The organism is Kribbella sp. DT2 (genome assembly GCF_049844575.1).
In the GTDB taxonomy this organism is placed as follows: domain Bacteria; phylum Actinomycetota; class Actinomycetes; order Propionibacteriales; family Kribbellaceae; genus Kribbella.
Map to the genome: position 1 here is coordinate 63,925 of NZ_JBNCLH010000018.1, position 11,610 is coordinate 75,534.

The window sequence follows — 11,610 nt, forward strand, 5'->3', positions numbered from 1 at the left end:
CGACACAGGGGACGAGTGCGGGCCCGGCCGGTACGGGACAGCCGATAGGTCATCGGTGGGGCCGGCGGCTGGAGCTCCCCGGGGGGATTGTCGCGGGGGAGCAGTAACTGACAACCAGGGGGAGTCAGTTCCCAGCGAGGTGGCAGCCGGCGGAGGGGTCGGCCGCCACCTCGCTAGTTCTGCGTCAGAGCTTGGACTTGTCGAAGGCGTACCCGACCATCCAGTGCGGCTGGAGGCGGCAGTAGACGATGCCGTCGGCCCAAGTGGTGGGGGAGCTGCCGTAGTGGGCGACCAGGTGCTGCTCGATCTCGTCGAAGTCCTCGTGCTCGGCGGTCAGGAACTCGACCTGACCGTGGCTGAACACCCCGATCCGCTCGCCGTCGACGTACGAGACGCTGGCCGCCGGCCTCTTGCGCAGGTGCCGGGCCTTCGCCGCCGCGTCCGCCGTCGTGAACACCCACCGTCCGTGCAGGAAGTGCCCGTCGACCGCGCTGATCCGCGGCTCGCCCTTGGCCGTGACGGTGGCCAGGTTGAGCGTGCACATACCGGTCAGGACCTGGGTCAGCTCCTCGGCGGTCAGGTGGCGCTCGCCCGTGACGATGCTGCGCAGGTGCTCGGTGGAACGCCCGTACGCCGCGTCGAGCAGCTCCTGCAGGGCCGTGATCTCCGCTGTGGTTTCCCTCATTCTCCCCACTCTGGCACCAGGCACCGACGAAAACCGTCCGGTAACCTCGCTGCATGTCAGCCCGCGTGCACGTCGTCACCGACTCCACGGCGGGCCTGTCTGCGCACGAGGTGCTCCGCCACCCGCTGACCGTCGTCCCTCTCCAGGTCGTGATCGGCGGTACGTCGTACGACGACGGCGGCACCAGCGCCGACGCGGTCGCGGAGGCCCTGAAGACCTTCACCCCCGTCTCCACCAGCCGCCCGGCGCCGCAGTCCTTCGCCGACACCTACGCCCGGTGCGCGGCCGGCGGCGCCGAGTCGATCGTCTCGATCCACCTCTCCGGCGACATGTCCGGCACCGTCGAGGCCGCGATGATCGGCGCCAAGGAGTCCCCGATCCCGGTCCGCGTCATCGACTCGCGCTCCCTCGGCATGGGCCTCGGTTTCCCCGTCCTCGCCGCCGCCGCGACGGCAGCCACCGGCGCCTCCCAGCAGGAGGTCGAAGCAGCCGCCCGGGCCCGCATGTCGGCCATCTCGTCGTACTTCTACGTGGACACCCTCGAGTACCTCCGCCGAGGCGGCCGCATCGGCCCCGCCCAAGCCTTGCTGGGCACGGCGCTGGCCGTAAAACCCCTCCTGACCATCAGCGCCGGCCGCATCGTCCCCCTGGAAAAGGTCCGCACCTCCTCCCGGGCAATCGCCCGCCTGGCCGACATAGCCGTCCAACGAGCAGGCACCGGCCCCGTCCAACTAGCCGTCCACCACCTCGCCAACCTGGACAAAGCCCACACCCTCGCCGACGGCCTCGCCACCCGCCTCCCCCAAGCCGAGGAAATAGTCCTCCGCGAGGTAGGCGCAGTCATAGGCGCCCACGTAGGCCCCGGCATGCTCGCGGTCGTAGTAGCCCCCCTGTAGCCGCCCCGCGCACGATTGCCCCCACCGTGCACGCACCATCGCCCTCGGTTCCGGACGCACCACCGCCCGCGGTTCCGGACGCACCACCACCCTCGGCTCCTGACGCACCACCGCCTCCGCACGCACCACCGCCCCACCCTCCCGGCACCCCGGCTGCTGCGCCCACTTCTTCTTTCCGGCCGCAGCGACCTTCAGCTTCACGACCTCTCCGGCCGCATTGAAGCCGACCTCCACCACCCGCCGATTCCCCGGGCCCACCCCGGTTCTCCACAGGCCAAAAATCTCCACCCCGCCACACGCCGTTTCCCTCGTACCTTCCTTGCGTGAAGCCACCACGCCGCTCTCCCGCGCCGGATCCGGCCGACCGCCAGGCTGCCCTGGACCGGTTGCGCGCCGCCTCCGCCCCGAGACCGGCCGACGAAGGGGAGGACCAAGTGCGAGGCGGATGGATCCCTGACACCGTGCTGCCCGAACGCCTGCGCGGCACCCGCTTGACCGTGGCCCCACGCCACCTCATCGTGATCGCCCTGGTCCTCGCCGCAGGCCTGACCTGGGCAGGCTGCTCAGTCCTCCGCTCCCGCCCAGAACCCATCCCCGAGCGTTCGGCAGAAACCCCGACCCTGACCACCGGCTCCCCAGTCGCCGCCCCAACCCCTGCGGCCAAACCACCAACCCCACCAACCACCCTCGTAGTCCACGTAGCAGGCAAGGTCCGCCGCCCCGGCCTGATCCACACCAAGTCCGGCAACCGCGTAGCCGACGCCCTGGAAGCAGCCGGTGGAGCCCTCCCCGGCACCGACCTGACCACCCTCAACCTCGCCCGCCCCCTCACCGACGGCGAACAAATCCTCGTCGGCACCCCCAACCTCCCACCCACCACCGCCTCATCCGGCCGCCCAACCCCAACGACCACCGGCCCGACCGACCTCAACACCGCCACCCTCGACCAGCTGGACGATCTCCCCGGCGTAGGCCCGGTCCTCGCCCAGCGCATCCTTGACTACCGCACCGAGCACGGCCGCTTCACCACCATCGACCAACTCCAGGAGGTCTCCGGCGTAGGCACCAAGAAGTACGAGGACCTGAAGCCCCATGTCCGCATCTAACCCGCACACGCCAGCCCCGCAAGAGCCCGACGACCCACCCGACCAGCACCAGGAACCCACCCTCGACGCCCGCCTACTCCTCCCTGCGGCCGCCGGCTGGATCACCGCCATCCTCCTGATGCCTCAAGCCGGCATCGTCGCCGTCATCACTGCCGCAACAGCCACCGCCCTCACCCTGACCCTGCTCACCCTCGCCCTCCGCCGTCGTTCCCGACTCCTCTTCACCCTGGTCGCGATCACCGCTCTCTCCGCCGGCATGGCCGCAGCCTCCGCCCTCCAGATCCACCGACTCTCCACCGGCCCGGTCCCAGCCCTAGCCGCCTCCAACTCAACCGCCAAGCTCCACCTGAAGATCACCAGCGACCCCGCCGTCCGCAGCACCCCCGGCAACCGCCGTCCGCCGTACGTCGTCCTGAAAGCCACCGCCGAGGAGGTGACCGCCCAAGGAACAACCACCCGCATCCGCACCCCGATCCTGCTCATCGGCGCACCCGCCTGGCAGCACGTCCGCCTGGGCCAGCACGTCACAACCACTGCCCGCCTGAGCCCGGTAGATCCCGGCTCCGACGTAGCCGCGATGCTCTCCGCCCGCTCAACCCCGACGGTCCTCGACGACCCCGCCTGGTGGCTCCGCGCCGCCGAGAAGGTCCGTGCCGGCCTCCGTGCCTCGGTCGAGGACCAGCCCGACGACGTACGAGGTCTTGTCCCAGCCCTCGTGATGGGCGACGAATCAGCTCTCCCACCCGACCTGGTCAACGACTTCCAACTCACCGGCCTAACTCACCTCTCGGCAGTCTCCGGCGAATCCGTTATACCGGTGGATCAAGTGCTCGTTCAGGTGTCCACAATCGGTAACACCGCAGGTCAGACGTTGTTTTGTTACCCATCTGTGGGAGCAACATTTGCGCTTCCGAACACCCACCTCTCGGCTCAACGTTGGTGCCTCGGTTCGGCCCTGCTGGGCGAGTCGGCCGGCATCACATGGGCTTGGTCGGGGTCGGTTCCGGCGCTGTTCAGAATCGGACCGAGCGCAAGTGTCACTGGTGTGTCGCCTCTCCTTGGTGGCCTCTCGGGAGAGTAGGCCTTCGAGACGCGGGTGGATCCGTGACAACGCTCTGGTTGGTGAGGCGCTCCATGTGGCGAAGGTGGTCGAGCCGCTCCAGAAACGACGGGTAGTCGTCGACGTTCTTAAGTGGCTCGGTCGTCAGTTTGACCCCGCCGCAGGTGCGCGGTCTCGGACCTGATGATGTCGCCGGCTGTCGTGTCGTCAGCGGCGGCGTCGACGCATTTGGGCATCGTGAAGCCCCGATCTCGACAATTACCGAAAGTTCGCGCCGGCCATAGCTGCTTGGCTAGGTGCGCGGCCGACGGTACTGACCGATGGAAGGCTGCCTCTCGTCAGATCACATGAGGTTGCGGACCGTCTTGAGGCCGCGCAGCCCCTTCTTGAAGATCTCTATCCGCCCAGCTTCCTCTAGACGTCCGAAGAGCGTGTTGTTCGATGACCCTGAGGGCAGTTCGAACTCCGATTGTGGGCCATGCGTGAGGGCACTGTAGGGCGGCCCGAGCAGGGAAAGCGTATCGACCAGTTCTTCTGGAGAGGCATCCTTTGCAGCTACCAGGTGTGAAAGGACCAGATCTGGCTCTTGCGTGGCTCGCGCGATGCGTTGCACCTGTTCAAGCGGCAGCTTGAGTCGCTTCTCCCGTGCGTATTCCCCGGCCGAGCGGAGTGCAGTGGGGTTGTCGTCGGTCACGTATCTGGCGAGATCATTTACTACCTTGCTACGAACGCCGTCTGGCATCTTAGAGCTCGCCAGTAGGTCGGCGACGACCCCTGTAACCAGTTCGGGACTGAGAAAATCCTCGACGTTCGCCGAAACTGTGAACGCATCGGCGACCGACTCCCAGCCGGCCTGAATGAAGTGAGCGAAGGTCTCGGCGGTGTCGGGAACCAGCTGGGCTTCGAGGACGCGAGCGAGGAGATCGTCGTTGGTAGGCATCAGACTCGTTGCCTCGACGCCCTCGGGCAGGTCCATGCTGGTGGCGAGCTGGACTCGAGCGCTGGCATGAAGGGCCGAGGAGGCGTTCAGGATCGAGATCGCGAGCTTGCCTCTCGTGTCAACGTCGATCTCTTGGACGGCCTTCAGCTCGATCGGCGCGTTGTCGTTCGGCACGAGGAACCCGGCGAGGTGGTCATCGACTTGGTTCGCCTCGACGTACGCCCACACATTCGCGACGGTTGGCACGACGCGCCCGGCGTCGACGACCATTGGCCAGGTCTCGGTCGGTACCCCGGTGAGGTCGAGAAGCGCTGAGGTCGGCGCGCTCATCTCGACAACCTCGCGAAGTTGATCGTCAGTCCAGGAGTCGTGCTGTTCGGTGATGACCTCGCTCAAGACAGTTGGTGTTCGCGCCACATACTCGGACTGGTCGTCGTCGCGGATGGCTACGAGGTAGTCGTCAATGTTTTCTCGGCAGAACCGCCAGACGCTGTCGTTGCCTCGTACGACCTCCAAGGTAGGTGTGCCGTCGAAGCCGAGCGCAACCCGAAGATTGGGTGCGGTGAGCTCGTACATCTGCTCAGAGATGACGCGCTCGCGTAGAGGGTCCTCCAACTGGTTCAGATCTGCGACGACCAGTCGCGCGTCCTTCGCGAAGGTGAGGATGTTCTCGGTTTGCTCACGCGACTGCGCTTGCCTGAAGGCCGAGAGTCGCTGGTAACAGCCGGCAAGCAGCGAGCGCGTCCCCTCGTTGAGTTCGTACGCGTCGGCTGGCCTCCCACTCAGCAAGGCGGCGTCGAGCAGCCTGATTCTGGTCTCCTCGTCAGGAATTCCATCGTGGCTGGCCAGGTAGTCGAACACGCTGCGCCAAGGGTGAGCCGCCAGGAACCCGAGGAGCTTCTCGCGGGACACATCGGCTGCGTTGAGGAAGGCGTCGAGGAACGTCTGCGCTTCACTGCTGTAGTCCGCGATGATGAACGCGACGACGTCTCTTGCAGCCTCGACGTCCTCGTTCACGAGGTGGTTGACGATCTGGATGTTCAGGACGCTGACCGAGCTGGTGAAGTCATCCGGTACCTGTTCGAGGAGGATCCCGACCGCATTCGGGGTCTCGAACTCGTAGTCGAGGTACATCTGGTTCGGCTGAACACTGTGGTTGTAGAAAAACGCCACGTCCACCCCGACGAAGCTGCCGTAGAACGTTGCGGAGTACTCGGCGTAGTTGCGGCCAATGAAGCCTCGGCCCACCAGATCGCGCGCGAGTTCCGACTTGAGCCGGTCTGCGATGAAGTCCTTGAAGGTCTCTTCGCGATAGGTGAAGCGCTCCTGCCTGGCAAGGCCGCTGAAGTCAGCACCACGCAGGAACGCGATGTCGCGGTCGTACTGCTGCACCTGCTGGGCAAACTCGGTGGCACTCGGATCCCGCCACCGGTCGGTGTTCATTCCCTCTGGGAACAGAGCGGTGAGGTGACTGCTGTCGAGAGTGATCAGCGGCGGGCCGTACTGGACCCGGCGGTGAGATATGGACAACGAGCCGGCCTCGGCGACCTGCTTCCAAAACGAAGCGGCACCGACCGAGTCTGGTTGGTGCATTTCTCCGTTGACGAGAAAGAACTCGTAGCGATGCCCGCCCTGGCCAGGCAGAGCATCTTTGAACCCGCGGAGACGATGTCCCAGCATTTCGGCCGTCTGATCCTGGCGACGGGCCAAGTCCTCTGTCCGTACGAGCTGCCTCTTCTGCTGCTGCAGTCGCTCGATCGACGCCCTGACCAGGTCCCGATGATGTTGCTCCAGCGTGTCCAAGGAGCTAGCGCGCTGTGGGATGGCCTCGAAGTCGGCAAGGTGGAAGTTCTTGTACGCCACTAGTGCGAACAGATCGTCAGCGGTCAAGCCGGGCGCGCGATTGTCGACCCAGAGAAGGAGCTCGCTGAATACCGCGAACTCGTTGCAGATGTTGATCAACAGCCGCATGTCCGTCGTGTGGCGCGAGACCAGATCCAACAATGGCCGTTTGACCACGTCATCGGGCAGGCCCAGACGCTTCAGAGAATCGACTAGGTGGTCGCGTGCGTTGCGGTGCGTGATGAAAGGCACCACCGGGATGACGAGCTCGAAGAACTTGGTTCTGTTCGCGCGCTCGACCGCAGCAGCGGCTCGGTCAGCTTCGGGCGCCGCGACCGATGCACTGACATCGCCGCCGTCCGAAAAAGCTGTCGAAGCCTTGTCCCGCACTTCCGGTACGACACCGAGCTGCTCGAACAGGTTGTCCTTGATGGCGTAGATGAAACGGAGAGGCTTGCTCTTGTCCTTCCAGTGCGCTGACGCGTTGATGAGCGTGTTCAACTCTCGTAACGAGTCGAAGATCCGTGGATCGTCGAAGCGGTCCAGATCCTCGAAGATCACGAACTCCGGATTGACCGCGTCAAAGAACGCCACAATCTCATCCAGGAACTCATCGAAATACGTCTCCGGCTTCTCGCCAAGCGTCACCGTTGTCCCAGCTGTCGCGACCTCGGAGACGATGCGGTCGCCGATGAGCCAACGTGCCACCCAGATGACGACAACGACGAGCGACACGAAGACAGACCCCGCGAGGATCCGCGTGAACAGACCGTCATCCGGGCCGAACCCAGCGATTGCGGGCCACAACCCGAGCAGCCAGAGCAACATCAGCCCGACCGCGGTGACTCCGAGTGCTTGGACTAATGCTCGCCCCTTGGTCAACGGTTTGTTCCGGGCGAATCTGGAACGGCGTAGTTTGCCCGGCTCGGCCCGATAGACGAGTTGCTTGACCAGTTCCTTCTGAATCCGGTTGGTCAGGTCCTCGTCACCCCCGTCTGGCCCAAGCGTGTTGATGCTGATGCGTAACGTCTTGTCCTTGTGCCTGGACTCGAACTCGTCGAGCACGCTGGACTTGCCTGACCCGTAGCGACCGGTCAGTGCGATGTTCTTGTTCTTCGGATCCTTGATGGCCTCCTCAAGGTGACGCACGTACGCGTCGTGCTGCGCCTGGACGTACTCGGGCGCAAGCGAACGCAGTGTGATGCTGCGGTCAGGCCCATCAGGTCTCAGACTGCCCCCGCCGACCACACCGTCTCCAGATCCACTTTCTTTTGTCACGGGCTCAGTATGGTTGCCACCACCGACAGTTGAGGCTGGATCGCCCCTGTGCTGATCAAGCCGGCTGGTCGGCGGGTGGGACGCTGAACTCGGCACAACCATGCTGTGTCGTCACAGCCTCGCGTGTCCAAGCATGGGCGACACCAAGTCGAACGGGTCTTGTTCTCGGGATCACGGATGGTCTCGGCGAAGCAGAGTGCTGGCCCAGCTTGACCCTGCCACCGACGCGCCGAACACCCTGACACCCTCAACTACGAGCCATAAACTGCTCCCCGGAATCTGGAATCGAGAAACTCAGGCCAACTCCGGGGAGCAGTTCGACATCCGCGGCCCCGCTTCGACGGTCTCCACGACGAGAGGCAGCACGTCGAAGGCCCGTTACCCCCGGCCGAGGGCGGCCGCCACCCGCGCTAGTTCGAAAGATCGATGCGCAGGCGTAGGGCCGCGTCGCGTAGCGCTTTCCAGTCACCAGGCTGTGCCACCAGGTGTTTCAGTTTCGGGGCGAGGTAGTGGCGGCCCCAGAACTGGCCAGGCGAGGCATCGGTGTTGCTCATCAGATGGATGAAGTACCGGCCCACCTCCGCGCTCTGAGTTTCGATGAGTCCGTCGGAAACACATTCGGCTGAATCAGCATGCGAGTTGAAACCTGCCGACGTCGCCTCGACCAGGGCTACTGCCCCGTTGAAGTCTGCGGCGGGAACATGCGGAGCAAGTGCGGCGAGCGCGTTTGCCTCAGGTTGTGACAAGGCGACCGGGTCGCTGAGGGTTCGTCGGCGCCAGTACTCGGCTAACCAGCCAGACCAGACTGCAACTCGGCCAGGTTCGTCCAGTTCCTTCATGATCTCCTCGATGGCGTCCAGCCAGTGGAGCCTCGAGCTGGCATCGGACCTGGCGGTCATTTCTCTGACCCATGAGGTCGCCGCCGGGTCGTCGCACTGCACGGCGATGGACGCCAGCAGCGATGCCCAGCGGTGGGCCTGGTCCTCCTGGAATCGATTGAGGTGTTTAGCTGTCCCGAGCAGACTATCTAGTAGCCCGGCGGCGACCAGCCCACTGTTCCAACGAGCGAAGCTCAGCACACCCCACCAGAACGGCTCCGCAGTCCTCTCGTCGGCCCAGTTGCCGAGCGGCAACAAATTGGTCCGGCACCAGGAACTGTCTGCGGCATCAACCAGGTGAAGTCGGCCGGCCATCTGGGTAAGTGCCATCGCGCCGCGTTCGGTGCGGTCGGCGAGCGCCCGCTCAAGGAACGCACGGTCTGTCTCGCTCAGACCTTGCCAGTCGTCGCCGGCCGCGGCCCAACGTCGGCGGAACATCTCGAACCAGAACTCCAACAGGAGCCCCGCCGGCACGTTGATGATCTTGGTCGACCAGTCTCGCTGGCCGCCACCAGGTTCATAGAGGTCGGCGGTCGCGCAGGCATCATCCCACACGTGGGTCATGAATCGCTCCGTCGTCGCCATGGTTTCCCAACGGGCGCCGCCGTTCCGGTCGGCGTACATGAAGAACTGGGTGACGCCATGTAGGACCGGTTCAAGGTCGAGGTCCGCCAAGATCGCCATGATCGCCTCAGCGTCATCGGATGCTTTGGCGTGCCCCCACGCTGCGATGACCGTGTCCTGCAGGCCGGGATGGTCGGTCAGGTAGGGCCAGAGTTTCAGGCCTGCGCCTGCACGCTCCTGGACTGTGTCGCGCAACATCGTGACGGCGTCCTCGCGGCTCGTTTCGCCCGACCGAGGGAAGGGACGCTCCTCGAAACTCAGAACGAACTGAACAGCCTCCTCGGGATTCTCCTCGATCCGTTCGTTGAACGCCTCGACCGTGAGCGGCTGAACGCCATCACCGGAACCGACCTCCATCCAGCTGCTCATGCCGGGGTACGGCGACCCTTTCAAGTCGGCCGGGAGCTTCGTGCGTATGTCAGCCAACGTGGTCCGTAGCTGCTCGTTGTCGACGTTGTTTCGTTCGAGCCACTCGAGTCGGGAGAAGGCTCGGTACTGGTCGTCTTCGTCATCGCTCGCGGGTTTCCAAGCGTCGACGAGTTGATCGACCAGGCTCGGATCGGCGGTCGGCGCAGCCTTCCCGAGAAGGTGCAACACCTCCTGCGCGATGCCGTCGGCCGTCGCGAGGTCGCGTTCGAGGATGAACCGGACGCCTTCATCGCCAGACAGACCCGGCTGCTCGCCACAGACGTGAACTGCGATGCGACGCATCAGTACGTGGTTGCTGATGAGCCAGCGTTCAATGAGCCGCCAGACATACGCGGCGTCGGTGTTCCACAACGCGACCGCGGTGTCGCGGGCCGCGTCGATGACCGCGTCAATCGGGTCTCGATGTTTGTCCTGGGCGTGCTGCTGAATCGCAGACCGATGCCTGTTGAAGCCCCGGGGACTCCCGACCCTGGCCTCGAGGTCCAGGTGCTTCAGCAGTGCTGCCTCGACCACTGGGAAAACTGTCGGCGCGAGCGCCGCGATGGCTGGCTGGAGCTTCTTCCAGGACTTGTCTATCCAGTGCAGGCGGCCGCGAGTCTTCACGCCCATCCGAGCGGACCCCCAGCCCCGTTCGGGGACCAGACGGGGTGCCATGAGGTGCGCGAGTAACTCCACAAACAGTTCCGGGTCTTCCTCAAGCTCGGTCCACTCGATCGCGTAGTCGAGGAAGTCTTCCTCGCAACCCGCCTGCTCCTGCTCCATCAGGACCCAAAGCCACCGCACGGCGTGTGCCGACCGCGCTGTCTTCATGCCCAGCAGGCCACTCCCAAGCGCATTCCAGACCGGAGCGCTGAGAACGCCGCCAGCCTCGGCGAACACGGTCCACGCACTCAGGCTTCGGAGCTCGTCCGGTTCGGGTGCTGCATCGTCAACCAGAGCGAAGCTGTGCGCGAACCACTCCGCCAGCTCGATCGTCACCGGATCTGAGCCAGTCGATCTGTCAAACAACTTCCTGAACGGCTCACGTTTCGCCGCCCACTCGAGCCAGTACTTGTCGGTCGCGAACTCGCAGAAGAACCGGACTCGGTCGTCACGGCGAAGTGAGTCCTCCAGGTACGACTCCTCGTCGGGTGTGGGTTCGGACGCGGTCGAAAGCAGTTCACGGAGCCGCTGGCGGTGGTCCAAGAGACCCATCTCGCCAAACTTCGACCACTCGACCAAGCAGCCAGTCAGCAGGTCATGGCGCCCAGCCGGGTACTCCAGTGCGGTCACCTGCAACCGACGCCAGATCGCGTTGCCCGGGTCGTCGGTCAGGACGTACCGCTTCGACTCAGGACCCAAGCCGAGGCCCAGGTACTTCATCACGACATCGGAGTGGCTATATCCGACGAACAGCACCACGTACTCGCGGAACATCCGTTCCAGGAAACGCACAGCCCACGCGCTATGGAAGTAGGCCGAGCTGAAGTCGCGGTCCGTGACCACGAGCCGCCGCGGGTCATCCTCTGCGTAACCGTGCAGGTAGACCAGTCCGTCGAAGTCGTCTCCCAGCGGCATCGCAGGAGCCCGGAACACATCCAACGAATCAGCGTGGTGCGCGCGGAGCGCAGTCTCCAAATGCAGGTCGTAGTTCGTGGTGACGACACGCGTGGAGTACTTGGCGGCAATGCGGGCGAGCGCGCTGTGGTTCGCATTGGGCTGCGAGCCGGGCTTGGTCACGATGCCTTGGACAAGTCGGTGCACGTCGACACCATCGCCCTCGTTCAGCACATCCATGAACGTGTCGAGCTGGGTCTGAGGTGCCATGCATTTTCCGGACAGTCTATTAACGGTTAGTTCACGCTGCAGACTGTAATTCCAGATACTCGTCGC

The 11,610-nt window shown here is 64.7% G+C and carries 6 protein-coding genes; 3 read left to right on the plus strand and 3 right to left on the minus strand.

The annotated features are described in order from the left end of the window. Positions 1–184 precede the first annotated feature (184 nt). A complete protein-coding gene (locus ACLQ2O_RS41070) occupies positions 185–685 on the minus strand; it encodes a pyridoxamine 5'-phosphate oxidase family protein (protein ID WP_425843161.1) in 501 nt (166 codons plus the stop codon). A gap of 53 nt (positions 686–738) precedes the next feature. Between ACLQ2O_RS41070 and ACLQ2O_RS41075 the strand changes: the two genes are divergently transcribed. The 3 genes from ACLQ2O_RS41075 to ACLQ2O_RS41085 all read left to right on the plus strand — a co-directional run bounded on the left by ACLQ2O_RS41075 (position 739) and on the right by ACLQ2O_RS41085 (position 3,768). Beyond that, positions 739–1,581, plus strand: coding sequence for a DegV family protein (locus ACLQ2O_RS41075; protein ID WP_425843163.1), 843 nt, complete (start codon positions 739–741; stop codon positions 1,579–1,581). A gap of 434 nt (positions 1,582–2,015) precedes the next feature. After that, positions 2,016–2,687, plus strand: a complete 672-nt coding sequence (locus ACLQ2O_RS41080; RefSeq protein WP_425843165.1) for a helix-hairpin-helix domain-containing protein — start codon at positions 2,016–2,018, stop codon at positions 2,685–2,687. Continuing rightward, positions 2,674–3,768, plus strand: a complete 1,095-nt coding sequence (locus tag ACLQ2O_RS41085; protein ID WP_425843167.1) for a hypothetical protein — start codon at positions 2,674–2,676, stop codon at positions 3,766–3,768. Before ACLQ2O_RS41080 ends, ACLQ2O_RS41085 begins: the two co-directional genes overlap by 14 nt. A 322-nt stretch (positions 3,769–4,090) precedes the next feature. On the opposite strand, the gene ACLQ2O_RS41090 is transcribed toward ACLQ2O_RS41085, so the two are convergent. Then, the gene (locus tag ACLQ2O_RS41090) at positions 4,091–7,807 is read right to left on the minus strand and encodes a hypothetical protein (RefSeq protein WP_425843169.1); all 3,717 of its coding nucleotides are present in this window, start codon (positions 7,805–7,807) and stop codon (positions 4,091–4,093) included. 410 nt (positions 7,808–8,217) lie between these two features. Next, positions 8,218–11,544, minus strand: a complete 3,327-nt coding sequence (locus tag ACLQ2O_RS41095) for an SIR2 family protein (RefSeq protein WP_425843171.1) — start codon at positions 11,542–11,544, stop codon at positions 8,218–8,220. Positions 11,545–11,610 lie beyond the last annotated feature (66 nt).